We start from the raw sequence: 24618 nt of genomic DNA on the forward strand, positions 1-24618 counted from the left end.
GCGCTCAATGCGCGCGGAAGAACAGCTCGTAGATCGATAGCGCGATCTCGATCGCGATCAGGCCGATGATGTACCACTCGAGCCGGGTGCTGCGCTGGTTCTGCATCAGCTCGAGCACCGTGCGCGTGGTCTCGCTGACCAGGGTGAGCTTGCGGTCGACCGCCTCGCCGCGCTCGGGCAGCTCGTATTCGGCGGCGAGGCGATCGTAGAGACGCTCGAGGTCGGGCCGGTCCCACAAGAGGTCGGGCTTGTCGCCCGCCGCCACCCTTCCGACCATGCGATGCTGGATCAAGAGCACGTCGCCGATCTGGCGGACCAACTCGCGCATGCGACGGCCGCCCTGCCCGCGCCGCTTGACCTGGATCGCCAGCCGATCGATGCGATCGAAGGTGGTCGCGAGCTGCGCCTCGTGATGCGCCAGCACCAGGCTCTTCGACAGCACGTCGGCGACGATCTGCAGCCGCTCGATCGCGCCGTCCTTCAGGAGGATCGTGCCGCCCGGATCGAGCCGGTCCTCCTCCTCCGGCCGCACGATCGCGCCGACCGCATCGATCTCCGGCGGGTCCAGCGGCTCGATCGTGTTCGGCCGCAGCGAATCGATCACCGATCGCTCCTCTTCCGGCGAGACGTCGCAGAACACCGCGACGCCATAGCGGAAGACGAACGCCGTCCCGCGCGCGCCCACGCGCAGGGTGAGCGGCGACAGCGCCATCGTGTCGGGATGGTCGAGGCTCCTGGTGTCGATGCGCAGCCCGAGCAGGACCGCGCGCAGCTGGATTCGGCCGTCCGTCATGGCACTGCACTCTGACATGTTCTCAGGCAGAGCACACGAAAACGCGAGCGTCGCCCGACGGCCAGCCATCAACATTACTCGACATCGGGTCTGCGCGCTGTCATCAAGGGCATCGTCGCATACAGGCATGACGTCACATGCGTACCGAATCGCCCGTACCCAGTAGTGTTCAAAAGAGCATCGCGTTCGGCCGCTACGGCGAGGCAGCGGCCGCCCTCGCGCGGCTCGCCGTCGACCGGCCGTCCCCGCCGATCCTGCTCGCACTCGCCGCCGTCGATCTGCAGCTGGGCCATCTCGCCGATGCCAAGCAGCATGTCCTGAAGGTCGTCGAGGCGGCGCCCGGCCATGTCGAGGCGCGCGCGCTGCTGGCGCGCATCCGCGCGGCGCTCGACGAGCGCTCGGCGGCTCTCGACGACTTCAGCGCCGTCGTCGAGCTTTCGTCACCAACCGCGGAAGATGCGGCCGGCACGCCGGTCCATCTCGCCCTGCACAATCTCGAACAGCTCGACTATCTCGAGCGGCTGCACGGCCTGTCGGCCGGCACCCTGCTGCCGATGTCTGCCGCCGAGCGGGAGCAGATGCGCCGGCGCTTCAACCAGATCCTCGACACGGCCGGAACCGTGACGCCGCGGGTCAAGCTCGACGGTGCCGGAGGCCGCGCGCTGGCCGAGCCGCCGCGCATGCGGCGCAACGAGCCGCCGCCGGCACGCGTGCTCGGCCTGCGCAATGACGGCGCGGCGGTGGCCCAGACCTTCCGCGACGGCGGCGGCGTGGCCTGCATCGACGACCTCCTGTCGTCCGCCGCGCTGGCGCAGCTGCAGCGCTTCTGCCTCGAATCGACGGTGTGGCGGCGCTCCTACCGCCGCGGCTATCTCGGTGCCTATCCCGAATCGGGGTTCGTCAGCCCGCTGCTGCTGCAGCTCGCGGCCGAGCTCAAGGCCGCGCTGCCCGAACTCCTGGGCGAACATCACCTCACCTACTGGTGGTCGTTCGTCTGCCAGCACCAGCGGCCGGGCACCGACATCCATGCCGATCAATCCGACATCAGCCTGAATTTCTGGATCACGCCCGACCAGGCCAACCTGGCACCGGGCAGCGGCGGCCTGGAGATGTGGAACGTCGCGGCGCCAACCGACTGGAGCTTCAACGACTATAACGCCGACAGCACCCGCATCCGTGTGCATCTCAGCCAGCTCGGCGCGCGGCAGACGTCGTTCGCCTATGCCGAGAACCGCGGGCTGCTGTTCCATGGCATGCTGTTCCACCAGACCGCCTCGTGCCGCTTCGCCGAGGGCTTCGAGAACCGGCGGCGCAACATCACGATGCTTTTCCGGCGCAGCAGGAGCCGCTAAACCAAGCGGCATGCCGCTGGTCCGCCTGCCTGCTCGCGCTGCTGATCGCCCTCGTCCTGCCGCTCGCCGCCGCGGCGCAGAACAAGGTGCCGAGCCCGCGCGCGCTGGAGGCGCTGGTGAAGAGCTGCCTGCTCACGCTCAACGACGCGATCGTGACCGGCAACTTCACCGTCTTCCACGCCAAGCTGTCCAAGCCGTTCCGGCAGCAATATTCGCCCGAGCAGCTGGCGGAGGTGTTCAAGTCGTTCGCCAAGAAGAACATCGACTACGACGTCATCGCGTCGTTCCCGCGACCTACGATCCCGCGCCGGCGGTCGATGGCGACGGCAAGCTCGTGGTGAAAGGCTTCTTCCCGACCGAGCCGAAGCGGCTGTTCTTCGATCTGAAATTCATTCCATCGGACGGCGAGTGGAAGCTGCTCGGCGTCAACGTCAACGTGAAATAAGGGCGAAGGCAAAAAGAAGGCGGGCACACAGGGGAGCTGCAGTGCCCGCCTTCTCTCATGCAAGTCCTAACGGGACTTGATGACCGTGCACTCGAGACTCGTCTTCGTCTCCGTGAAGCCCTTGCCCTTGCAGGCATTCTGACCCTTGCAGGCATTGGCCGCGCTCTTGCAGGCGCTCTGGCCCTTGCATGCATTGGCACCCGGGCACTGCACCTGCGCCGACGCTGAGGCGGCGACGAACGTGCTGGCCGCGAACACGGCTGCCGCCGTGGCCACGATTGTCTTCCTGTTCATGTTCACTCCCTGTGTTGTCACGCCTTGTAGGCCGGCATGACTGGGAGGAACTATGAATCGCATGGTGCAACCGCACAAGATGTGAAAGACTGGTGCAGTTTTACGCGGGTCGGTTGTGGTTCCTAGGCTTTGACCTCGGCGCTCAACCAGTCGATGGCCGCCTGTGCTCCGCCTTTGGCATGCGGAATTTCGAGTGCGCCCAGGGCGGTCTCGATCACGCCGAGCGTACCCAGGATCATCGGCGCGTTGACGTGGCCCATGTGCGCGATGCGGAACGCCTTGCCCGACAGCTCGCCGATGCCGTGGCCCAGGATCACGCCGCACTTCTTGTTGGCATAGGCCCGGATCGCTTCCGGATCGTGGCCGTTCACCGTCACGCAAGTCACCGAATCGGAGCGCTCGCCCGGCTCGCTGATGTTGAAGCCGATCGCCTGGCCCTCGCTCCACACGCCCACCGCGCGGCGCACTGCTTCGGCCAGCAGGAAATGGCGGCGATGCACGTTGTCGAGCCCTTCCTCGAACAGCAGGTCGAGCGCCTGGCGCAGAGCGAACAGCAGATGCTCCGGCGGCGTGCCGGCATATTTCTGGTAGTGCAGGTCGCCCTCGCGGTCGGTCCAGTCCCAGTAGGGCGTGCGCAGGCCGGCCTTCTTGTGCACCTCGCGCGCGCGATCGTTGGCGGCGACGAAGCTCAGACCCGGCGGCGTCATCATGCCCTTCTGCGAGCCCGACATCGCGACGTCGACGCCCCACTTGTCCATCTCGAACGGCATGCAGCCGAGCGACGCCACCGCGTCGACCATCAGCAGCGCCTCGTGGCCGGCGGCGCGAATCGCCTGGCCGATCGCCGCGATGTCGTTGACCACGCCGGACGCGGTGTCGATCTGCGCGACCAGGACCGCCTTGATGGTGCCGCCCCCATTGGACTTGCGGTCCGCCTTGAGACGGGCCTCGACCTCGGCCGGCCGTACGGCGCGGCGCAGGTCGCCCTTCAGGATCTCGACCTCGCAGCCCATGCGGCGCGCGCTCTCGCCCCAGCCGATGGCGAAGCGGCCGGATTCGAGCACGAGGATCTTGTCGCCCTTGCTGAGCACGTTGGTCAGCGAGGCTTCCCAGGCGCCGTGGCCGTTGGAGATGTAGATGTAGGCGCGGCCCTTGGTGGCGAAGACGCGCGCCACGTCCTTCAGCAGGCTGTCGGTCAGCGCCAGCAGCGGGCCGGCATAGATGTCGACCGCCGGGCGATGCATCGCCCGCAGCACCTCGTCCGGCACCGTGGTCGGTCCGGGGATCGCCAGGAACTCACGTCCCGCACGCACGCTCATCGGTTCTCTTTCCTCTCACGAAACCGCGCCACACTAGAGCGATTTCCGAGCAGATGGAACCGCGCGCGGTTCCATCTGCTCGGAAATGCGCGCGCGGGTGATGCTGGTCTCACAGCGCACATTCCGAACGGAATGTGCTTTAGCGGCTGGAGTCGTGCACCGCTACCGGCGACAATTGCGATCATGATCACCCGACGTTTTCTAATGGCCGCCACAAGTTCGCTGACGGCGCCCGCAATCGTCCGCGCCGAAACCTTTCCCAGCGGGCCGATCCGCATCCTCGTGCCGTTCGGGCCGGGGTCGGCGACCGACCAGTCGGCGCGCGCCGTCGGCGACGGCTTGAACCGGCTGCTCGGCGCCACGGTGGTGGTCGATAACAAGCCGGGCGCCAACGGCGCCATCGCCGCCGACCTCGCGGCCAAGAGCAAGCCCGACGGTCACACGATCTTCGTCTGCTCCAACACCGCGGCGGCGTCGAACGTCGCGCTGATGAAGTCGCTGCCCTACGACCCGCTGAAGGACTTCGATCCGGTCACGATCATCGGCAAGGCGCCGGTGTTCCTGATGATCAATCCCAAGGTCGAGGCGCAGACCGCGGCGGAGCTCGTGACGCTCGCCAAGCGCCAGCCGGGCAAGATCAACTTCGGCTCGGGCAGCTCCTCGACCCGCATCTCGGGCGAGCTGCTCAAGGCCAAGGCCGGCATCGACATGGTGCACGTGCCGTACAAGAGCACGCCGCTCGCGCTGCAGGACACGATCAGCGGCCACGTGCAGATGTGCTTCACCGATCCGGTGACCGGCCTGCCGCAGGTCAAGGCGGGCACCGTGCGCTGCCTCGGTGTCGGCCATCGCACGCGCTACACGCTCACGCCCGAGATCCCGACCCTGATCGAGCAGGGCATTCCCGACTTCGAGCTGATGACCTGGACCGGCGTGCTGTTCCCCAAGGGCATCCCGCAGCCCGTCTTCACGAGGCTGCGCGACGCCATCGTCAAGACCATCACCGAACCCGCCTATGTCGAGCGCCAGGCTGCCGGCGGCTCGGAGATCGCGCCCTGCTCGCCCGAGGAGATGCGCCGGATCCAGGTCGCCGAGATCCAGCTCTATCGCGACATGATGAAGGTCGCCGGCATCGAGCCGGAGTGAGCGCAATGGCCAAACAAGAACTCGTTTCGATCGCGAGCAAATCGCTGGGCGCCAGCGTCTCGAGCCTCGGTGCCGAGCTGCAGCGGCTGCACACCACCTCGGGAGTGGAACTGCTGTGGGATGGCGATCCCGCCGTGTGGTCGGGCCGCTCGCCGTTGCTCTTCCCGATCGTCGGTGAGGTGAAGGACGATCGCGTCACCGTCGGCGGCAAGCGCTATCCCTTGTCGCGCCACGGCTTCGCGCGCACTTCGACGTTCGAGTTGGCGGACGCACAGCCGTCGCACTGCCTCTGGCGCTTGCGTCCCACCGAGGAAACGCGCGCCCGCTATCCCTTCGCGTTCCGGCTGGACATGGCCTACGCCATCGACGGCAATCGGTTGACGATGACCGCGACGGTCGCCAACGAAGGCGACGGCCCGATGCCGGTTTCGTTCGGCTTTCATCCGGCGTTCCGCTGGCCACTGCAGCCGGATGTGCCGCGCGAGCAGTACGAGGTCCGCTTCGAGAAGCCCGAGCCTGCGCCGCTGCGCGGTCTCGACAACAACCTGCTGGGACCGACCGTGCCCTCGCCGGTGACGGGCAATCGCCTCACCCTGGCCGACTCGCTCTTCAAGCGCAACGCGTTGATCTGGGACCGCTTGCAAAGCCGCAGCCTGACCTACGGCGGTCCCTCCGGGCCGTCGCTGCGGCTCGACTTTCCGGAGATGCCGCATCTCGGAATCTGGACCAAGCCGGGGGCGCGCTATGTCTGCCTCGAGCCTTGGCAGGGCTTCGCCAGTCCGGTCGGCTTCGATGGCGAACTGGCCGAAAAGCCCGGAATCGTCAGTCTGGTCGCCGGAGAGACGCGGCGTTTCGAAATTTCCGTCACGGTTGCCTAGCCACAATTCGGGCACCGAAAAGTCACGCTTCGCCACGCAACTGACAGGGGCAACCTGGTGTTGCTACGGCATCATGCGGCAGCAGACCACTCCGTTACCCCTTGCGCTCGGCCGGCAGTTGGCCGAATGGCGCCAGCCGCTCGACGAGGATCCCGCCGTCGACGAGGCCGTCATGCGCATGCTGCAGTCGGTCGACCGCTACCTGCGCCGCGAGCAGCGGCAGCCGGAAGAGAGCTGCGCCTGATTCCTTACCCGATCGCTAGAGCATATTCCGTTCGGCTGGAATCAGCCGAACGGAATATGCCTGCTGCAACAACAACCCCCGTGCGCGCATTTCCGGGCAGATGGAACCGCGAGCGGTTCCATCTGCCCGGAAATCGCTCTAGCCGCGTGGCGGCAGGGTGAATTTGTTCCGCTTGAGCTGATCTTCCAGGATCGCGATCGCCTGGCCAACGTCGCCGCCGTCGCACTGCGTGACCGCGACCTGCGCCGACAATGGCCCGCGCCGGTAGTCGTTGTAGGGCGAGGCATAGGACTTGCCGAGATAGTGCTCGTAGATCGCGCCGAGCCGGTGGCAATAGTCGCGATCGGCGTTGAGCGATGGAGCCTGGGCCCATGTCTGGGCGGGAGCGGCGAGCGGCAGCGCGAGCAGGCCGATCGCCATCAGATGCAGTGAACGCGTCATGGTTCACCTCCTGTCCGCCCAATGTAGGCGGTGGACCAGCCGGCCGCTAGGCCGGCGCCGAGCGGAAGACGGCGAGTTCAGCCCGTGTATCGGCGATCGAGAACCAGCGATGCTGATTCGCCCGAAACGCGCGCCAGTTCGTGAGGATCTTCTTGAACTGGGCGTCGTTGGCCGCCTCCTCGTCGAGCACCTTCTCCAGCGCGACACGCAGCGCCTTGACGATCTCGTCCGGCAACACGGAAAGTTGAGTGCCGGCGGCGACCAGCTTGGCGATCGCCTCGGCATTCTTGGCGTCGTAGGACGCCATCATGTCCTGGTTGGCGATGGCGCCGGCCGCCCGCAGCGCCGACTGGTAGCGCGGCGGCAGGGTCGCCCAGGCCTTCTTGCCGATCATCAACTGGTTGGTCGCCTCGAGCTCCATCACGCCCGGCGTGTAGTAGTACTTGGCGACCTTGTTGAAGCCGAGCTTCTCGTCGTCGTACGGGCCGACCCATTCGCAGGCGTCGATCGTGCCGCGCTCGAGCGCCGGGTAGATGTCGCCGCCGGCGATCTGCTGCGGCACCGCGCCGAGCTTGGCCATCACCTTGCCGCCGAAACCGGCGGTGCGCATCTTCAGGCCCTCGAAGTCCTTGGGCGTCTTCAGCTCCTTGCGGAACCAGCCGAACATCTGGCCGCCGGTGTTGCCGGCGGTGATCGCGACCACGCCGAACTGGTCGTAGAGCTCGTCCATCAGCGCGCGGCCGCCGCCGTAGCTCAGCCAGGCGGCGTGCATGCGCGGCGTCAGGCCGAACGGCAGCGAGGCGTCGAAGATCGCCGCCGGTGCCTTGCCGATGTAGTAGCCCATGTAGGTGAAGCCGGCCTCGACCGTGCCGTTCGACACCGCGTCGAGCACCTGCAGGCCGGGCACGATCTCGCCCGCCGCGAACGGCTGCAGCTCGAGCTTGCCGTCGGTCAGCTCGCTGGTCACACGGGTGATGGTGTTCACCGCCCCGAACAGCGTGTCGAGGCTCTTCGGATAGCTCGCCGTCAGGCGCCACTTGATGTGCGGCGCTTCCTGCGCGATCGCCGGCGCGGCGAGCGCGCTCGCCGCCACCGCCGTGGCGGCCGCGGGCAGGAATTTGCGGCGTGATACGGTCATGTGCGTTTCTCCCTCCAAACTCGTTGGAGAAAGACTACGACGTGCTCCAACCGCCGTCGATGGAAATGGCCGCGCCGGTGATGTCGGCGCCGTCGGGCCCGCACAGGAAAGCGACGAGCCCGCCGATGCGGTCGGCGGCGACGAAGCGGCCCGACGGCTGGCGCGAGCCCATGAAAAGCTTTTCCGCCTCGGCGCGCGGCAGCTTCTCCTTGGCCATGAACGCCTCGAAGCGCTGCTCGATCGACGGCGTCGGCGACGCGCCAGGGCAGATCGCGTTGCAGGTGATGTTCTGCTTAGCGGTCTCCAGTGCCACGGCGCGAGTGAAGCCGATCATCGCCGTCTTGGTCGTCACGTAATCGACGCGGTTCACGACGGCGCGCAGGCCGTAGATCGACGCCATGTTGACGATGCGGCCGAAGTCGCGCTGGCGCATGCCGGGCAGCGCCAGCCGCGTGGTGTGGAAGGCCGACGACAGGTTGACCGCCAGCGCGTGGTCCCAGTCCTCGGGCTTGAACTGCTCGATCGGCGCGAAATAGCGGACGACCGCGTTGTTCACCAGGATGTCGATGCCGCCGAACGCAGCGATCGTGCGCTCGACCAGTCGGGCGACCTGGCCGGCATCGGCGAGATCGGCCGGGTCGAACAGCGCCCGCACGTTGCCTGCCTGCTCCACGCGCTTGCGGTTGGCCTCGATCTCGTCGGGGTGGCCCAGCCCATTCAGCATGACGTTGCAGCCCTGCGCCGCGAGCCGCGTGGCGATGGCAAGCCCGATGCCTTGCGTCGAGCCGGTGATGAGCGCCGATTTGCCTGTGAGCATGGTTCCTCCCGGGTGATAGCTTAGCAGCCAATCGATCGCGTGGAGGAGACAATGGCGGTGCTGGGATTCATCGGCGTGGGACGCATGGGCGGGCCGATGGCCTCACGCCTGCTCGATGCGGGACACCAGCTCTGCATCTACGACGTCTCGGCCGAGGTGACCAAGCCGTTCGCGGCGCGCGGCGCCACGATCGCAGGCTCGCCGGCCGAGGTCGCGTCGCAGGCCGAGATCGTGCTGGTCAGCCTGCCGACGCCGGACATCGTGCGCAGCGTGGCGCTGGGCGGCAATGCCGGCATCATCAACGGCACCAGGATCCGCATGCTGGTCGATCTCTCGACCACCGGTCCCGGAGTCGCCAACGAGGTGGCAGGCCAGCTCGCCGAGAAGCGCATCGGCTGGGTCGACGCGCCGGTGAGCGGCGGCGTCACTGGCGCCAAGGCCGGCACGCTCGCGGTCATGGTGTCCTGCCCCAAGCCGGCGTTCGGCGAGATCGAGCCGGTGCTGAAGACCTTCGGCAAGATCTTCTTCACCGGCGAGAAGCCGGGCCTCGCGCAAAGCGCCAAGCTCGCCAACAACCTGCTGGCCGCCACCGCGATGGTCGCGACCTCCGAGGCGCTGGCGATGGGCGTGAAGGCCGGGCTCGATCCCAAGGTGCTGCTCGACATCATCAACGCCTCGTCGGGCCGCAACAGCGCCACGCAGGACAAGTTCCCGCGCTCTATCCTGCCTCGCACTTTTGATTTCGGCTTCACAACAGGCCTTTCCTACAAGGACGTGCGGCTCTGCATCGAGGAAGCCGAGGCGATGGGCGTGCCGATGGTGGTCGGCGGCGCGGTGCGCGAGATGCTGGCGATCACGCGGGCGACGTTCGGCGCCGACTCCGACTTCACCCACATCGCCAAGCTGCTCGAGGACTGGGCGGGCGTCGAATTCCGCGGATGAGGGCATGCATCTTGCACCGGCGATAGGCATCTGGGAGCATCGCGCCCAGCAACGGAGCAGCAAGATGAAGCGTCGTGAGGTTCTGACCGCTGGCCTGGGAGCCGTCGCGCTCGCCGCCCCCGCGATTCGCGGAGCGAACGCCCAGACCCTGAAGCCGCTGGTGATCGGCGGCTCGGTGCCGCTGACCGGCGCGGCGGCGGAGACCGGCCTCAACGTCAACAACGGCTACGTCACCGCGGCGACCTACATCAACGAGGTGCTGGGCGGCGTCGAGATCGCCGGCGACAAGTACAAGATCGAGCTCAAGCTGTTCGACGACGCGTCGGATCCGGCGCGCGCCACCACCCTGCTGCAGCGCCAGATCGACGAGGGCACTGAGTTCTTCCTGGGCTCGTTCGGCTCCAACATCGTGCTGCCGACCGCGGCGATCACCGAGCGCGCCAAGAAGCCGATGGTGCAGACCGGCGGCGGGTCGGACGCGATCTTCACCCGCGGCTACAAGTACGTGTTCGGCATGTATCCGCGCGCGACCCGGCAGTTCGCCTCGGCCGCGGCGCTGTTCAAGACGCTGCAGCCGACGCCGCAGACCTATTCGGTGATCTACAACAACGACGCGTTCTCCAAGACCGCGGCCGAGGGCGTGAAGCTCTCGTGCGACGCCCAGGGCTTCAAGCGGCTCGACCAGTTCGAGCTGCCAGCCAAGGTGACCGACGTGTCGAGCGTGCTCGCCTCGGTGCGCGCCAAGACGCCGGACCTGCTGGTCTGCGTCGTGCACGACCAGGATTCGCTGCTGATCGCCCGCCAGATGGTGGCGACCAACACCAACGTGAAGCTGCTGTTCCAGGGCCTCGGGCCCCAGCTCGGCTCCTACCGCGAGGCGCTGGGCAAGTATTCCGAGGCGATCCTGTGCTCGACCTACTGGGACGAGAACGTGCCCTACAAGGACAAGTTCTTCGGCGATTCGAAGAAGTTCGCCGCCTACTACCGCAGCAAGTACACGCGGCCGATCGCCTATCACGTCGCCGGCGCCGCGGCCTGCATCGAGACCTACATCCTGGCGATGCAGGCGGCGAAGAGCCTCAAGCCCGAGCCGGTGCGCGATGCGCTGGCCGCGGCCGACTTCGAGACCTTCTATGCCCGCATCAAGTTCTCGCCCGAGGGCGACGGCGATCCGCTCGCGCTCGGCGGCATGATCGGCCAGGTACAGAAGAGCAAGCTCGAGACGGTCTTCCCCGAGGCCGCCAAGTCGGCCGCACCGGTCTATCCTGCACCGACCTGGGACAAAAAGGCGTGAGGCACAAGGCATTCCTCCCCCGTCATCGGGGGAGGAATCAGCGTCGTACGCTGACGGAGGGGTCAGAGGCGGCAGCACGACTGCGGCCTATGGCCCCTCCATCGCAGATTACTGCGACACCTCCCCATCAGAATGGGGAGGGCGGGCCGACATGGGCCTGATTGCGCAGACCCTGGCCGACGGCCTGGTGCTGGGGGGAATCTACGCGCTCGCCGCCGTCGGCTTCTCGCTGATCTTCGGCGTGCTGCACGTGATCAACCTCAGCCACGGCATCCTGGTGCTGATGGGCGCCTACCTGGCGCTGATCTTCTCCGAGGCGCTGCACATCGATCCGCTGCTCTGCCTGCCGGCGGTGATGGCGGTGCTGTTCTGCGTCGGCTACTGCTACCAGCGCTACCTGATCCAGCACGCGGTCGATCGCGCCTCGATCAATTCCATGCTGCTCACCTTCGGCGTGGCGCTGATGCTGCAGAACGCCATGATCTGGCTGTTCTCGCCCGACATGAAGAGCATCACGCCGAGCTACGCCTTCGCCTCCTTCAAGCTCGGCCCGGTGAATTTCGACGCCGTGCGCGTCAGCGCCTTGATCGCCAGCCTCGTGCTGCTGTCGCTGCTCGCCGCCTTCCTGCGCTATTCGCCGATGGGCCGCGTGATCCGCGCCACCGCGCAGCAGACCCTGGCAGCACGGCTCTGCGGCGTGAACGTCCGCCACGTCTATGCGCTGACCTTCGCCGTCTCGGCCGCCTTCGCCGGCGCCGCGGGTATCGTGATCGGCATCATCCTGCCCTTCTCGCCCAACGACGAAGGCACCTGGACCCTGAACGCTTTCGTCGTCGTCGTGCTGGGCGGCGTCGGCAGTCCCGCCGGCGCGCTGATCGGCGGCCTGCTGCTCGGGCTGGTGAGCACCCTCACCGCCCAGTATGTCGGCCCCGCCTTCCCCAACGTGACGATGTTCCTGCTGCTGGTGATCCTGCTGCTGATCCGGCCGCAGGGCCTGCTCGGCAACGCCTTCTCGGCCTCGCGATGAACCGCACCCCTGCCCTCATCGCGCTGGTCATCGCCGCCGCCGTCCTGCTCGCGGCCGGACCAATGGTCCTGCCGCCGTTCTACGTCCGCGTCGGCCAGCTCATGCTCTACTCGGCGGGCCTGGGGCTCGCCTGGGGAATCCTCGGCGGCTTCGCGGGCTATGCGAGCTTCGGCCACGCCGCTTTCATCGGCGTCGGCGCCTTCATCGCCGGACTGGTCGAGAACCAATTCTCCACCCTGCCGACCGCCCTGCTCCTGCCGGTCGGCCTGCTGGCAGCGGCGGCGGCGTGCGCCATCCTGTCGGCGCTGATCGCCTATCCGATCCTGCGGCTGCGCGGCACCTTCTTCGCCATCGCCATGCTGGGCGTCAGCCATGTCTGCGCCGAGGTCACCAACAACATCGACTTCTTCCAGGGCTCGATGGGTCTCAACTTTCCGCCGATCGCGCCCGCCGGCATGGATCCTGCGAACTTCTTCTACGAGCTCTATCTCGCCGGCGCGCTGCTGATCCTGCTGACCGCCTGGCAGATCAAGCGCAGCCGCTTCGGCGCCGGCCTGCTCAGCATCCGCGAGGACGAGGACACCGCCCGCATGCTGGGCGTGCCGACCGAGCGCTACAAGCGCACCGCCTTCGTGATCTCGGCCGTGCTGACCGGCCTGATGGGCGTGATCTACGCCCATTCGCTGGGCTACATCACCACCGACTCGGTCTATCGCGACGACACCAATCTCAGCCTGATCGTCTATTCGCTGCTCGGCGGCATGGGCACGCTGTTCGGGCCGGTGATCGGCGCCTTTCTGCTGGTCTTCATCACCCAGGTGATCCTGGGCCGCCTGCTCGACTTCCACCTGTTCGCGACCGGGCTGCTGCTGGTGCTGCTGATCCTGGCGGCGCCGGGCGGCGTCAGCGGCCTGCTCAAACGGCGGAAGACCGCATGAGCGTGCTCGAGGTCCGCGGCGTGTCGAAGAACTTCCGCGGCCTGGCGGCGATCAGCGACGTCTCGTTCGCCATCGCCGAGGGCTCGATCACCAGCATCATCGGCCCCAACGGCGCCGGCAAGTCGACGATGTTCAACCTCATCACCGGCTACCTGCCGCCCACCGCGGGCGAGATCCGCTTCAAGGAAAAGCGCATCACCGGACTGCCGACCAACCGCATCGCCGAGCTCGGGGTGGCGCGCGCCTTCCAGATCGCCCGTCCCTTCCGCGATCTCAGCGTCTTCGAGAATGTCCGCATCGGCGCGCTGTTCGGCAAGGCCGGCGCCCGCGACGTCGCCGTCACGACCCGCCGCGCGATGGAGCTCGCCTCGATCGCCCATCTCGCCGAGCAGCCGGCCGCGGCGCTGACCGTCGGCCAGCTACGGCATCTCGAGGTCGCCCGCGCCATCGCCACACGCGCCGACCTGCTGCTGGCTGACGAGCCGTGCGCTGGCCTCAACCCGACCGAGACCGCGGCGATGATCGACGTGCTGCGCCAGGTGCGGAAGAACGGCGTCACCGTCGTGCTGGTCGAGCACGACATGCCGTCGGTGATGGAGGTCTCTGACCGGCTGCTGGTGCTCGATGCCGGCCGCCTGATCGGCGACGGCCCGCCGCAGGCCGTCGCCAACGATCCCAAGGTGATCGCGGCCTATCTCGGGACGCCCGACGCCGCCTGAGTCTCAGTGGCCGAGGAAGGCCTTGCGCACGTAGTCGTTGGCCAGCAGCTCCTCGCCGGTGCCGGCCAGCACCACCGAGCCCTTTTCCAGCACGTAGCCGCGATGGGCGATGCGCAGCGCCTGGTGCAGGTTCTGCTCGACCAGCAGCACGCTGATGCCGCGCTTGTTCACCGCCTCGATCAGCCTGAAGACCTCCTGCGTCACGATCGGCATCAGGCCGAGCGACGGCTCGTCGAGGATGATCAGCTTGGGCTCGGCCATCAGGCCGCGCGCGATCGCCAGCATCTGCTGCTCGCCGCCGCTCATCGAGCCGGCAAGCTGGCTGCGCCGCTCGGCGAGGCGTGGGAACAGCGTGAAGGCCTGCTCGACCAGCGCCCCGACCTCGCCGCGCTGCTTGACGTGCGCGCCGAGCTGCAGGTTCTCCATCACCGTCATCTGCGGGAAGACCAGCCGGCCCTCCGGCACCAGGGTGATGCCGCGCCGCACGACGTGATGGCTGGGCACGCCGGTCATCGCCTGTCCGCCGAAGCGGATGGCGCCCTTCTGCGGATTGAGCACGCCCGCGATCATGCGCACGGTGGTCGACTTGCCGGCGCCGTTGGCGCCGAGCAGCGCCACGATCTCGCCCGGCTGCACGGCGAGCGACACGTCGCGCACCGCCAGCGCGCCGTCGTAGGCGAAGGCCAGGCCCGAGACTTCGAGCGCGCTCATGCCGCGGGCTGCCGGCGATAGGCGTAGTTCTTGTCCAGCCGCTCGAGCAGGTAGTCGCCGTAGCGCACCGGCGGATGCTTCGGCGCGCCGCAGGTCGGCAGGCCCTCGACGAGGCTGTCCATCGACATGTCGAAGAAGTACGGGCAGGAGTAGCGGTCGCCGCCCGACAGGTTCTTCACCCGGTGCGGCGTCGACTGCCAGCGGCCGTTGGTCCAGCGCGACAGCATGTCGGCGACATTGACCACCCAGGTGCCGCCGAGCGGCGGCGCAGCGAGCCACGTGCCGTCCTTGCGCCGCACCTCGAGGCCGCCTTGCGCGTCCTGGCAGAGGATCGTGATGAAACCGTAGTCGGTATGCGGCGCCGAACCGAAGGCGTCGTCCGCGGCGTCGACGGCATGCGGCGGATAGTGCAGCAGGCGCAGGAAGAGCGTCGGCTGACCGAAGTACGGCACGAACCAGTCGCGCGGCAGGCCGAGGGCCAGCGCCAGCGGCCGCAACAGGCGCCGGCAGAAATCCTGCATTGCCTGCTCGTAGGCTTCGACCGGCTCGCGGAAGCCCGGCAGGTCGGGCCACAGGTTCGGGCCGTCCAGCGGCCGGCCGAAGCGCGGATCGCTCTCCGGCACCTCGTGCATCCACATGAACGACTCGGAGTCGTTCGGCTTGGTGACCCTGGCGACCGACGAGGTCTGGATGATCGACGTCTTGGGCGCCATGTAGCCGCGATGGAAGCCGTTCATCGCGATCGCATCCTTCGCCGCGCGCGACTGCGCGTGGAAACGCCGCGACGCCTCGAACACGTCGTCGACCAGCGCCTGCTGGACGCCGATGCTCCTGAAGTAGCAGAAGCCGATATCGGTGAACGCCTGGTCGAGCTGGCGCGCCAGCTGCTCGTCGCTCGCGCCGGCGAAATCGATGATCGGAAGACTGTCGCTGCCCATGCCTGACTATGTGTCAGCACGCAAAGGCGATGCCAAGGCCAATCGATTTCGTCGAGATCGGGCAGGAACACCGACCTGACGGATGGCCGCACCGCGGACTCGCCATCATCTCCGCCGTGTGCGCGTCGCCGGGATCAACGATCAGTCGGCCGACCGGCGCGCCGAAGAGCCTCGCAGCCCGCGCCTGGCGCCGCATCGTCGCGGTGGTGGTACGCCAAGGCGAATTGTAACCCAAGGTTGCTGTTCTATATTATTTTTCTCCTATACGCTGCACGCGGTTGAAGGAGAGCGGGATCCGTCCATGAAGATGATGACGATGCTGATCGCGCTGTTGGCCGGTGGATGTGCCTTCGGCACTTTCGATGAGGAGCTGCCGAAGTTCGTCGGCGCGCCGATCGACAGCCTGGTGGCCCAGTTGGGCTTCCCCAACGCCGAGCAGACCATCATGGGGCGCACGGTCTACACCTGGCGCAGCGACATGACCTACACGTCGATGACGCCGGTCAGCACGACGGGTATCGGCTACGTCGGCATGGTGCCGGTGACGACGACCTCCACCTCCTACGTGCCGAGGACGTCAAACCTCGCCTGCACCATCCGCGCCGTGGCGGACGCCAGGAACGGCATCATCCAGAGCGTCGACTACGAAGGCAACAATGGCGCCTGCCTGTCCTACGCCAGCCGGCTGAAGGGACGCTGAGGCCGGCGGCACCCCGTCTAGCTCGCGTACCTGCTCGCGGTCAGCGACGGCCACAGCGCCTGCGGGCCCGCCTTGGCGAAGGCAGTGCCGATCTTCTCGCCCCAGAAGGTCTCGCTGCCGAAGTCGCGGCGCCACACCCAGAGGCGGCGCGTGTAGTGGTGCAGGATGTGCTCGTGGGTGAAGCCCATGGCCCCCATCGACTGGTGCGCGATGCCGGCGATGCGCTGGGCGAACTCCGAGGTCTGGCTCTTGGCCGCAGCGATCGAGAAGCGGCCGCCGTCGGCCAGCCCGCCCTCGTCGGCATCGCGCGCCGCCGCCTCGGCCGTGGCGATGGTCGCGGCGACGAAGCTCGCGAGCTCTGCCAGCATCTGCTGGATCGCCTGGAACGTCGAGATCGGCCGGCCGAACTGGACGCGCTGCTTGGAGTACTCGACCGCGGTGGCCAGCACCTTGTCGGCCGCGCCCGCCATCTGCATGGCGCGCATCAGCGCCGCCAGCTCGACGGCGCGCTCGACGCTGACCGGCGAGATCTCGGCGAACTCGCACGGCGGGTTGTCGAAGGTCACCGTTCCATAGGGCTCGCCGGCATGGCTCGCCACCTCGTTGACGCTGGCGTCGGAGGCCGACACCACGGCGACCATCGGCCGGCCGGCGGCGTTGGCGATGGTCACGAAATGCTCGGCCACCGCGGCGAACGGCACGCGGTCGACCTTGCCGCTGAGACGATTGCCCTCGAACACGACGTCGCCCAGGGCGAGCGTGCTCGGCCCGGTCGCCGGCACGCCGTCGGCCGCCGCGACCAGCAGGTTGGCGAGCGCGGTCTCGGCGAGCGGCACCGGCACGGCGTGCGAGCCGGCGAGCCGCATCACCGCCAGCATGTCGCCGAGCGTGCCGCCCGCGCCGCCCTTGTCCTCGGGCACGGCGATCAGCGGCAGGCCCATCTCCTCGATCTCCTTCCAGAGATCCTTCGGCCACACGCCCTTCTCGACGCCGTTGACGATGTCCTTGCCGGCCCGCTCGGTGAAGAAGCGATCGGCGGTTTCCAGCAGCATGTCGCGGGTTTCGCGGTCCATCGTGGTCTCCCTTCAGCGCAGACCGAGGCCGCGGGCGACGATGCCGCGCAGGACCTGGGTGGTGCCGCCTTGGATGGTGTAGCTCGGCGCCATCATGGTGGCGTACTGAGCGGTATCGAGGAAATCGGCCATGTCTTCCTCGGTGGTCGCGTCGCTCTCGGCGAGCACGCGCGCGATCTCCGGCAGGTCCTGCTGGTAGATCGTGCCGAGGTCCTTGACCAACGAGGCCTCGATCACCGGCGACTTGCCACCCTGCATCATGCCGGCCACCGCGACCGACATCTGCCGCAGCGTCCACAGCCGGGCGATCAGGCGGCCCAGGATCGAGGCCGCACGCTTGGCCGGCTGGCGGCCGAGCACGCGCACCAGCTCGCGCAGCACGTAGTAGTTCTGCATGAAGCGCTCGGGGCCAGAGCGCTCGAAGGCGAGCTCGCTGGTCACCTGCAGCCAGCCGTCGCCCTCGTTGCCGATCAGGCAGCTCTCGGGAATGAAGGCGTCGCTGAACGTGACCTCGTTCCAGTCGTGCCGGCCGGCGAGATTGATGATCGGCCGGATCGTGATGTTCGGCGTCTTGAGATCGACCAGCAGCTGGCTCAGGCCCTTGTGGCGGTCGCCGTGCTGGCCCGAGGTCCGCACCAACGCGATGCAGTAGTGGTTGCGATGCGCGCCCGAGGTCCAGACCTTGGTGCCGTTGACCCGGAATCCGCCCGGCACCGGCTCGGCGCGCGTGCGCACCGACGCCAGGTCGGAGCCCGAATCGGGCTCGCTCATGCCGATCGAGAAGTAGCACTCGCCCCTGGTGATCTTCGGCAGGATCGCCTCGCGCTGCTCCTCGCTGCCGAAGCGCAGCAACAGCGGACCCGACTGGCGGTCGGCGACCCAGTGCGCGCCAGCCGGCGCGCTGTTGCCCAGCAGCTCCTCGGTGACGACGTAGCGCTCGAGGAAGCTCTTCTCCGAGCCGCCGTACTTCCTGGGCCAGGTGATGCCGATCCAGCCCTTCTTGCCGAGCTCGCGCGAGAACTGCGGAGAGAACGTGTTCCAGCTCGCGAAGCGGTCCTCAGACTTCACCTTGGGCAGTGTCTCGTTCAGGAATTCGCGGACCTCGCCGCGGAGCGCCTCGGCTTCCGGCGGCAGATGGAACGGCGGGAATTCGAGCTTGGGGATCGACATTGGCCTTCTCGGCGGTTGGATGCTTCCTCTGTGTCGGCTAATCCTAGACCACGCAACAGAGGAGTTTCGAGGGTCGAATGCCGCGCCGTCCGCCTCGCCTGCCGCCGCCGATAGCGGAATTCGACGACGACGAAAGGGACGCCGTGCTGGCGGCCAATCGCGCCTTCTACCGCGCCTTCAACGACCGCGACTATGAGGCCATGGAGCAGATCTGGGCGCCGACCGGCGCCATGGTCTGCCTGCATCCCGGCCAGGGCCCCCTGCACGAGCGCGCCGACATCCTGAGCAGTTGGCGGGGCATCCTCGGCCATCCCGAGGCGCCGCGGGTGCGCTGTACCGACGAATGGGTGGTCGGCCGGGGCGGCCTCGCCATCGTGGTCTGCCGCGAGATCCTGGCCAACGGCCAACTGATGGCGACCAACACCTTCGTCCGCCTGAGCGACGGCTGGCACATGGTCGGCCATCATTCCGGCCCCGTGCCGGTGGTCGAGCGGCGACAGACTGCGTCAGCGGCGACGCCCCTCCCCGACCGGCGCAAGCTGCACTAGGCCGTCGGGCCGCAGCAGGTTGGCGAGCCGCGCGTATGGGATCGTCACCCTGTAGATGCCGGCCGCGTAGGGCCCGACCTCGTACTGGTTGAAGATCAGCTCGAGCGCGTCGGCCTTGAACAGGTAGCGGTCCGATTCCTTCAGCATCTTGTCGAACTTGTCGGGTTGCAGCGCGTCGTCGAAGCCCGGCCGCTCGATGAACTGCTTCTTGAGGTCGGCGCGCGCCATGTCGGTCAGGCTGCGCTCCCACGGTGCGCCCTCCTTGAAGACCTCCGCCGGCTCGACACTGCTGCCGCCGCGCAAGTCGACCAGCGTGGCGCTCACGTTGGTCGAGCCGTGCGCGCCGCCGGTGAAGATGTAGGACGTGACCTCGACGGCCACCGCGTTCGGCCCGGGCCGGTAGAGCGCGAAGCTCTGGTCGTAGGTCCAGGTCTGCTCGCGCGGATCGTACACATCGGCGGCCGGGATCGCATCCTTCGCGCCGTTGCGCGCAGTCTTGGCGAAGTACTTGTTGAGGTCTCGGAAGTCGCCGCTGCCGTCGAACTGCGGATAGCGCGCGTCGATCTCGTAGGCGATCGCCTTGACCTTGCCGGTCTGCTGCAGCGCCTGCTCGCTGATGGAGGGGTACTCGCCCTCTCCCGCCGCCTTCAATGTCGCGAGGCGCAGGCGGTAACGGTTGCCGAGACACCAGGCCAGCTCCGCGGTGCAGCTCTTGCCGCGATTGGAGAGCCAGCGCAGCTCGTCGTTGGTCAGATGCTCCTTGGCCGGCCCCGACAGCTTGCCGAGCAGGGCACCGTAGACGCTGGCGAGCTCGCGATCGACGGCCGCGAGCCTGGCATCGCCGCAAATCGCGCGCTCGACGGGAGTCGAGGCCTTGGCGCAGTCGAAGCTCGGCTGCGCGACGGCAATGCCCGGCGCGAGCAGCGCCAGAACGAGGGCGAGCCGCAGCGTCATCCGCGCCGCCACTGCCTCAGCCGGCGCACCGCTTCCTCCATCTCGGCGGTCGAGCCGGCAAAGGAGATGCGCAGCGTGCCGGCGCCGCGGGCGCGATCGAAGTCGACGCCCGGTGTGGTCGCCACGCCCGCCTCGGCCAGCATGCGCTTGCAGAAGTCGCGGCTGTCGTTGGTGAGGTGCGAGACATCGGCATAGATATAGAAAGCGCCCTGCGCCGGCGTGAGCCGGTCGAGCCCCGCCGACGGCAAGCCGGCCATCAGCAGGTCGCGGTTGGTCTTGTAGCGGCGGACATGGCCATCGAGCTCGTCGCGGCAGTCGAAGGCGGCGACCGCGGCATGCTGGCTGAGCGTCGGCACCGAGATGAAGAAGTTCTGGGTCAGCCGCTCGATCGGCCGCACCAGATCGGGCGGCACCACCAGCCAGCCGACCCGCCAGCCGGTCATCGAGAAGTACTTCGAGAAGCTGTTGACCACGATGACGTGGTCGGAGACCTCGACTGCCGATGCAGCCTCACCTTCGTACACGATGCCGTGATAGATCTCGTCGGAGATCAGCCGCACGCCGTGCGCATGGCACCAGTCGGCGAGCGTCTTGAGCTCGCTGCGCGTCACCATCGTGCCGGTCGGATTGGAGGGGCTCGCCACGATCAGGCCGGCGATCGGCCCTGCTTTCTCTAGCGCCGCGACCGTCGGCTGGAAGCGGTCGGCGGCGGAGGTCGGCAGATCGATCGCCTCGAGGTCGAGCGCCGCCAGGATGTTGCGATAGGCCGGGTAGCCCGGCGCCGCCAGCGCGATGCGGTCGCCGGCATCGAAGCTCGCCAGGAACGCCAGCGGGAAGCCGCCGGACGAGCCGGTGGTGACGACCACACGCTCGGGCGACACCTCGACCCGATAGGCTTCGCGATAGTGTCGCGCGATGCGCTCGCGCAAGGCGGGGATGCCGAGCGCCGCGACATAGCCGATGCGGTCGGTGTCGAGGGCGGCGTGCGCGGCCGCCAGCGCGCCCTTGGGTGCGGGCGTGCTGGGCTGGCCGACCTCGAGATGGATCACGGTGTCGCCGGCGGCCTCCTTCTCGGCAGCGGCCGCCATGACGTCCATGACGATGAAGGGATCGACCGCGCCCGAGCGGCGCGAGAGCGGACGCGACATCGGATCAGCGCAGCGTCGCGTTCAGTGCGAGCCCGCCGCCGGCAGGATCGTTGCCGCTGTTGCAGCTCGAGCCACCGCCGCGCACGCCGTCGGGACAGGCGATGGCATTGACCCAGCCGCCGCGGCCGGCATGCGCCTGCAGCGCCGCCCCCACGTACTGCTTGTCGCGCACCGTGCCGCGGGCGATGTAGCCCGTGGCATAGGCGGCCGACGGCGAGCCGCCGCCCGCGCCGGCGAAAAGCGCCTCGCCGTTGCCCGGATTGCCGATCACCAGCGGGCTCACCGCCGTGCTGTCGGCGGTCGGCGTGCCGAGCAGGATGCCCGTATTGGGCACCATCACGCGCGCGCCGAACAGCTGGCCCATCGACAGGCTGCAGGCCGCCGCGCCGCCCGCGGTGTCGATCGCGGCGAAGCCTGCGATACCGCCCGAATCGGTCGGCACCGTGCCGCTCGGCCCCGCCTCGCCCCGCCATCCGGCCAGCACCTGCGCGCCCGCCATCGGTGCCGGCGCGACATAGACCTTGAAGCCGCCGTAGCTTTCACCGGCCGGCGGGCCGGCTTGCGGCACGGCATTGCGCAGGCTCTCGAGCGGCATGTTGCCGCCGATCTGCGCGACCTGGTCGGCGATCACGCGCCCCAGGCTGCCGCCGAAGAAATCGCCGCCGCCGCGCTGGCGGATGATGCCCAGAGTGGCGGCGAGATCGGTCTGGATGAAATTGTCGCCCTCGGTCACCGCCGTGCCGGTGCCGCGGCCGAAGATACGGCGCGCCTCGCTGTCGGCGCCCAGCACCGCCGCACCGGCCTGCAGATCGCGCGACAGCGCGCGCGATACCGGCACACCCAGCCGCGCCAGCCGCTCGCCCGGCGCCACCACCGCCTGCCACGGCGCCGAGCCATGGCGGGCATGCATCAGGGTGACCGCCCGCACGCCGCTCGGCACCGTGATCTGGGTGCCGCGCACGCCGCCCGGAGCCGCCACGGGGGCGAAGACGAAGGCCTCCCCGGCGTGCGTCTTTGCGTTATGGGCAATGCAGACACCCGACGCCCCCAGGCTGGCCGCCGACGGCAGCGTGACCGCCATAGCAAAGTACATGGCAACTGCGGCATCGGTGGCGTTGCCGCCGCCGATCAGGACGTCGCGACCGACCTCGGCGGCGCGGCTTTCGTCGGCGGCGACGCCGGCGAACTTGGTGCCGCGAAAGATCGCGCTGAGCGGCGCGCGATTGGTGGCAACACCGGTCGGATTGGCCAGATTCTCGCGCTCAGGCTCACCACCGCCGCTACAACCCGTCAATATTAAGGCGGAAAACAGCGCCACCCTGCGCAATTGACGGCGCGCGCGAGCGTTCATAGCCTGCGCCACAGCCGTGCCACCCGTGTCCCGTCGCATCTTAACCCTCTTCTGTGTCACCTTGCTCGCGCTCGTGCCGTTTCGTGCCGGGCTTGCGCAGCAAGGTCAACGGCTCAGTCTGATCCGCGACGCCGAGATCGAGAACAGCATCCGCACGATGGTGACGCCGATCTGGCGCGTCGCCGGTCTCGATCCCAGTGCGGTCGAGATCATGATCGTGCAGGACGGCACGCTCAACGCTTTCGTCGCCGGCGGCCAGCGCATCTTCATCAACACCGGCCTCTTGATGCGCACCGAGCGGCCCAACCAGTTGATCGGCGTGCTGGCGCATGAGACCGGCCACATCTCCGGTGGCCATCTCGCGCGCGCGCAGGAGGAGATGGAGCGGCTCTCCACGCTGCAGATCCTCGAGGCGCTGCTCGGCGCGGGCGCGATGGCCGGCAGCTCGATCGGCGGCGGCGGCATGGGCCGCCCGGCGCCGGCCGACTCGGGCGGCGGCATCGGCGCGCCGGGCTCGCTGCTGGCCTTCCTGAAATACACCCAGACCCAGGAGAGCTCGGCCGACCAGGCGGCGATGACCTTCCTCGAGCGCACCCACCAGTCGGTCAAGGGCACCATCGAGTTCCTGCGCGTCCTGCAGCGCGAGGAGCGCATGCTGATCGGCCGGCGCGACCCGTACCTGACGACCCATCCGCTGACGCCCGAGCGCATCGACGCGTTCGAGCAGGCGGCGGCGCGCTCGCCCTACACCAACACGCCCGACACCCCGCAGTTCCTCGACATGCACCATCGCATGGTCGCGAAGCTGCTGGGCTTCATCTCGCCCAGCAGCGCGCTGCAGCGCTTCTCCGAGGCCGACCGCTCGGTGCCGGCGCGCTACGCCCGCGCCATCGCGCTCTATCGCACCGGCGCGCTCGGCTCGGGATTGCTCACCATCGACGGCCTGCTGAAGGAGCAGCCCAACGATCCCTACTTCCACGAGCTGCGCGGCCAGATGCTCTACGAGAACGGCCGTGCCAACGAAGCGGTGCCGTCCTACCGGCGCGCGGTGCAGCTGCTGCCGGCGGTGGGCATCATCAAGGTCGATTTCGCCCGCGCCCTGCTCGAGACCAACAAGCCGGAGAATGACCGCGAGGCGGTGCGCAACCTCGAGATGGCGGCGCAGACCGAATCGGGCAGCTTCGATCTGTGGCGCCTGATGGCGTCCGGCTACTCCAGGCTCAACAATCCCGGCATGACGTCGCTGGCGCGCGCCGAGATGGCGATCATCCGCGGCCAGCGCGCCGAGGCGCAGGCCCATGCCGCCGCCGCCGAGCGCCAGTTGCAGGCCGGCACGCCGGCCTGGCAGCGGGCGCAGGACATCAAGGCCTACATCAACTCGCGGCCGCGCAAGAAATAACCCCTCTTCCGGAGTGATCCCATGCGTTCGATTCTCCTCATCCTCTGCGGCGGCCTGATCGCCATCGGCGCCGTCCTCGGCGTGCGTGCCCTGCCCGACCGGGCATCGGCATCGGCCGCGGCCACGCCCGACAAGGCGGCGCTGGGCAAGGCGATCCGCGACTACCTGATCGCCAACCCCGAGGTGCTGGTCGAGGCGATGCAGGAGCTCGAGCGCAAGCAGGACAGCCAGCGCGACACGCAGGCCGTGAAGGCGATCCTGGAGCACCGCGAGGGGCTGCTGAACGATCCCGAGACCCCGACCACCGGCAATCCTAACGGCGACGTCACCATCGTCGAGTTCAGCGACTACCAGTGCCCCTACTGCAAGCGCGCCCACGCCGCGGTGAAGTCGGTGCTGGCCGCCGACGGCAAGGTGCGGCTGGTGTTCAAGGACCTGCCGATCCTCGGCGAGCCGTCGCGCATCGCCGCGCTGGCGGCGCTGGCCTCGCGGGCGCAGAACAAGCACCTCGCCCTGCACAATGCGCTGATGGAGTTCAACGGCAAGCTCGACCGCGACAAGATCATGGAGATCGCCGGCTCGGTCGGCCTCGACGTCGCGCAGCTGCAGAAGGACATGGAGGATCCGAAGCTGAAGGCGATCATCGAGCGCAACATGGAGCTCGCCCAGGCGCTCGGCGTGCGCGGCACGCCGGCCTTCGTGATCGGCAAGCAGTTCGTGCCCGGCGCGGTCGATGCCGGCACGCTGAGGCAGATGATCGCCGACGCGCGCAAGGGGTAGAGCAGGGTCCGCTCGCCGTCCCACTCGTCCCAAGGGGCCGTGGGGCGGGGTAAATGCCG

At 68.2% G+C, this 24618-nt stretch carries 27 protein-coding genes; 14 read left to right on the forward strand and 13 right to left on the reverse strand.

Annotated elements, in window-relative coordinates; translation table 11 throughout:
* Positions 1 to 4: 4 nt before the first annotated feature.
* Complete coding sequence (locus J0J01_RS17960; protein WP_296383014.1) at positions 5 to 793, reverse strand: RMD1 family protein; 789 nt, start codon at positions 791 to 793, stop codon at positions 5 to 7.
* A gap of 137 nt (positions 794 to 930) precedes the next feature.
* Here J0J01_RS17960 and J0J01_RS17965 point away from each other — a divergent pair, with 137 nt between their 5' ends.
* On the forward strand, positions 931 to 2145 hold the full coding sequence (locus J0J01_RS17965; RefSeq protein WP_296383016.1) for a tetratricopeptide repeat protein: 1215 nt from the start codon (positions 931 to 933) through the stop codon (positions 2143 to 2145).
* A gap of 86 nt (positions 2146 to 2231) precedes the next feature.
* On the forward strand, positions 2232 to 2486 hold the full coding sequence (locus J0J01_RS17970) for a hypothetical protein (RefSeq protein ID WP_296383018.1): 255 nt from the start codon (positions 2232 to 2234) through the stop codon (positions 2484 to 2486).
* Positions 2487 to 2656: 170 nt separating this feature from the next.
* Here J0J01_RS17970 and J0J01_RS17975 read toward each other — a convergent pair whose 3' ends face one another.
* Positions 2657 to 2884 (reverse strand): hypothetical protein, encoded by a 228-nt coding sequence (locus J0J01_RS17975; RefSeq protein ID WP_296383020.1) that lies wholly within the window; start codon positions 2882 to 2884, stop codon positions 2657 to 2659.
* A 122-nt stretch (positions 2885 to 3006) separates the two neighbouring features.
* Positions 3007 to 4203 (reverse strand): aminotransferase class V-fold PLP-dependent enzyme, encoded by a 1197-nt coding sequence (locus tag J0J01_RS17980; protein ID WP_296383022.1) that lies wholly within the window; start codon positions 4201 to 4203, stop codon positions 3007 to 3009.
* 204 nt (positions 4204 to 4407) lie between these two features.
* Here J0J01_RS17980 and J0J01_RS17985 point away from each other — a divergent pair, with 204 nt between their 5' ends.
* The 3 genes from J0J01_RS17985 to J0J01_RS17995 all read left to right on the forward strand — a co-directional run bounded on the left by J0J01_RS17985 (position 4408) and on the right by J0J01_RS17995 (position 6471).
* Positions 4408 to 5349: a tripartite tricarboxylate transporter substrate binding protein gene (locus J0J01_RS17985; RefSeq protein ID WP_296383024.1), complete on the forward strand. Its 942-nt coding sequence runs from the start codon at positions 4408 to 4410 to the stop codon at positions 5347 to 5349.
* A 5-nt stretch (positions 5350 to 5354) separates the two neighbouring features.
* Positions 5355 to 6227 carry an aldose 1-epimerase family protein gene (locus tag J0J01_RS17990; protein WP_296383026.1) on the forward strand — a complete coding sequence of 291 codons (873 nt, stop codon included), beginning with the start codon at positions 5355 to 5357 and terminating at the stop codon, positions 6225 to 6227.
* Between the two features lie 73 nt (positions 6228 to 6300).
* Positions 6301 to 6471, forward strand: a complete 171-nt coding sequence (locus J0J01_RS17995; protein ID WP_296383027.1) for a hypothetical protein — start codon at positions 6301 to 6303, stop codon at positions 6469 to 6471.
* Positions 6472 to 6609: 138 nt separating this feature from the next.
* On the opposite strand, the gene J0J01_RS18000 is transcribed toward J0J01_RS17995, so the two are convergent.
* The 3 genes from J0J01_RS18000 to J0J01_RS18010 are packed head-to-tail and all read right to left on the reverse strand — an operon-like array spanning position 6610 to position 8867.
* A complete protein-coding gene (locus J0J01_RS18000; RefSeq protein ID WP_296383029.1) occupies positions 6610 to 6912 on the reverse strand; it encodes a hypothetical protein in 303 nt (100 codons plus the stop codon).
* A gap of 46 nt (positions 6913 to 6958) precedes the next feature.
* Positions 6959 to 8050, reverse strand: coding sequence for a TRAP transporter substrate-binding protein DctP (dctP, locus tag J0J01_RS18005; protein ID WP_296383032.1), 1092 nt, complete (start codon positions 8048 to 8050; stop codon positions 6959 to 6961).
* A gap of 34 nt (positions 8051 to 8084) precedes the next feature.
* Positions 8085 to 8867 (reverse strand): SDR family NAD(P)-dependent oxidoreductase, encoded by a 783-nt coding sequence (locus tag J0J01_RS18010; RefSeq protein WP_296383034.1) that lies wholly within the window; start codon positions 8865 to 8867, stop codon positions 8085 to 8087.
* A gap of 51 nt (positions 8868 to 8918) precedes the next feature.
* Here J0J01_RS18010 and J0J01_RS18015 point away from each other — a divergent pair, with 51 nt between their 5' ends.
* The 5 genes from J0J01_RS18015 to J0J01_RS18035 all read left to right on the forward strand — a co-directional run bounded on the left by J0J01_RS18015 (position 8919) and on the right by J0J01_RS18035 (position 13787).
* Positions 8919 to 9809 carry an NAD(P)-dependent oxidoreductase gene (locus J0J01_RS18015; RefSeq protein WP_296383036.1) on the forward strand — a complete coding sequence of 297 codons (891 nt, stop codon included), beginning with the start codon at positions 8919 to 8921 and terminating at the stop codon, positions 9807 to 9809.
* Positions 9810 to 9873: 64 nt separating this feature from the next.
* On the forward strand, positions 9874 to 11103 hold the full coding sequence (locus J0J01_RS18020) for an amino acid ABC transporter substrate-binding protein (RefSeq protein WP_296383038.1): 1230 nt from the start codon (positions 9874 to 9876) through the stop codon (positions 11101 to 11103).
* Between the two features lie 151 nt (positions 11104 to 11254).
* On the forward strand, positions 11255 to 12130 hold the full coding sequence (locus tag J0J01_RS18025; protein ID WP_296383041.1) for a branched-chain amino acid ABC transporter permease: 876 nt from the start codon (positions 11255 to 11257) through the stop codon (positions 12128 to 12130).
* The gene (locus tag J0J01_RS18030; protein WP_296383044.1) at positions 12127 to 13068 is read left to right on the forward strand and encodes a branched-chain amino acid ABC transporter permease; all 942 of its coding nucleotides are present in this window, start codon (positions 12127 to 12129) and stop codon (positions 13066 to 13068) included. Before J0J01_RS18025 ends, J0J01_RS18030 begins: the two co-directional genes overlap by 4 nt.
* The gene (locus J0J01_RS18035) at positions 13065 to 13787 is read left to right on the forward strand and encodes an ABC transporter ATP-binding protein (RefSeq protein ID WP_296383046.1); all 723 of its coding nucleotides are present in this window, start codon (positions 13065 to 13067) and stop codon (positions 13785 to 13787) included. Before J0J01_RS18030 ends, J0J01_RS18035 begins: the two co-directional genes overlap by 4 nt.
* A 3-nt stretch (positions 13788 to 13790) precedes the next feature.
* On the opposite strand, the gene J0J01_RS18040 is transcribed toward J0J01_RS18035, so the two are convergent.
* A complete protein-coding gene (locus J0J01_RS18040; RefSeq protein WP_296383050.1) occupies positions 13791 to 14498 on the reverse strand; it encodes an ABC transporter ATP-binding protein in 708 nt (235 codons plus the stop codon).
* Positions 14495 to 15436: a 2OG-Fe(II) oxygenase family protein gene (locus J0J01_RS18045; RefSeq protein ID WP_296383052.1), complete on the reverse strand. Its 942-nt coding sequence runs from the start codon at positions 15434 to 15436 to the stop codon at positions 14495 to 14497. The genes J0J01_RS18040 and J0J01_RS18045 overlap by 4 nt, the downstream gene beginning before the upstream one ends.
* Before the next feature lie 301 nt (positions 15437 to 15737).
* Between J0J01_RS18045 and J0J01_RS18050 the strand changes: the two genes are divergently transcribed.
* A complete protein-coding gene (locus tag J0J01_RS18050; protein ID WP_296383055.1) occupies positions 15738 to 16136 on the forward strand; it encodes a hypothetical protein in 399 nt (132 codons plus the stop codon).
* Positions 16137 to 16153: 17 nt separating this feature from the next.
* Here J0J01_RS18050 and J0J01_RS18055 read toward each other — a convergent pair whose 3' ends face one another.
* Positions 16154 to 17209 carry an acyl-CoA dehydrogenase family protein gene (locus J0J01_RS18055; protein WP_296383057.1) on the reverse strand — a complete coding sequence of 352 codons (1056 nt, stop codon included), beginning with the start codon at positions 17207 to 17209 and terminating at the stop codon, positions 16154 to 16156.
* A gap of 12 nt (positions 17210 to 17221) precedes the next feature.
* Positions 17222 to 18379 carry an acyl-CoA dehydrogenase family protein gene (locus tag J0J01_RS18060; RefSeq protein ID WP_296383060.1) on the reverse strand — a complete coding sequence of 386 codons (1158 nt, stop codon included), beginning with the start codon at positions 18377 to 18379 and terminating at the stop codon, positions 17222 to 17224.
* Between the two features lie 77 nt (positions 18380 to 18456).
* On the opposite strand from J0J01_RS18060, the gene J0J01_RS18065 reads away from it, so the two are divergent.
* Entirely contained in the window at positions 18457 to 18927 is a 471-nt protein-coding gene (locus J0J01_RS18065) for a nuclear transport factor 2 family protein (RefSeq protein ID WP_296383062.1), read from the forward strand.
* Here J0J01_RS18065 and J0J01_RS18070 read toward each other — a convergent pair.
* Genes J0J01_RS18070 through J0J01_RS18080 form a run of 3 tightly spaced genes read right to left on the reverse strand, consistent with a single transcriptional unit; the run spans position 18886 to position 22323 of the window.
* Positions 18886 to 19881 carry a DUF3298 domain-containing protein gene (locus J0J01_RS18070; RefSeq protein ID WP_296383064.1) on the reverse strand — a complete coding sequence of 332 codons (996 nt, stop codon included), beginning with the start codon at positions 19879 to 19881 and terminating at the stop codon, positions 18886 to 18888. The genes J0J01_RS18065 and J0J01_RS18070 overlap by 42 nt on opposite strands.
* Positions 19878 to 21029, reverse strand: coding sequence for a pyridoxal phosphate-dependent aminotransferase (locus tag J0J01_RS18075; protein WP_296383066.1), 1152 nt, complete (start codon positions 21027 to 21029; stop codon positions 19878 to 19880). Before J0J01_RS18075 ends, J0J01_RS18070 begins: the two co-directional genes overlap by 4 nt.
* Before the next feature lie 4 nt (positions 21030 to 21033).
* Positions 21034 to 22323 carry a gamma-glutamyltransferase gene (locus J0J01_RS18080; RefSeq protein WP_296383068.1) on the reverse strand — a complete coding sequence of 430 codons (1290 nt, stop codon included), beginning with the start codon at positions 22321 to 22323 and terminating at the stop codon, positions 21034 to 21036.
* A 130-nt stretch (positions 22324 to 22453) separates the two neighbouring features.
* Here J0J01_RS18080 and J0J01_RS18085 point away from each other — a divergent pair, with 130 nt between their 5' ends.
* Both J0J01_RS18085 and J0J01_RS18090 read left to right on the forward strand, forming a co-directional pair.
* A complete protein-coding gene (locus J0J01_RS18085) occupies positions 22454 to 23779 on the forward strand; it encodes a M48 family metalloprotease (protein WP_296383071.1) in 1326 nt (441 codons plus the stop codon).
* Between the two features lie 21 nt (positions 23780 to 23800).
* Positions 23801 to 24559: a DsbA family protein gene (locus J0J01_RS18090; protein ID WP_296383074.1), complete on the forward strand. Its 759-nt coding sequence runs from the start codon at positions 23801 to 23803 to the stop codon at positions 24557 to 24559.
* Positions 24560 to 24618 lie beyond the last annotated feature (59 nt).

Origin of the sequence: Reyranella sp. (assembly GCF_017305915.1) — a bacterium.
In the GTDB taxonomy this organism is placed as follows: Bacteria; Pseudomonadota; Alphaproteobacteria; order Reyranellales; family Reyranellaceae; genus Reyranella.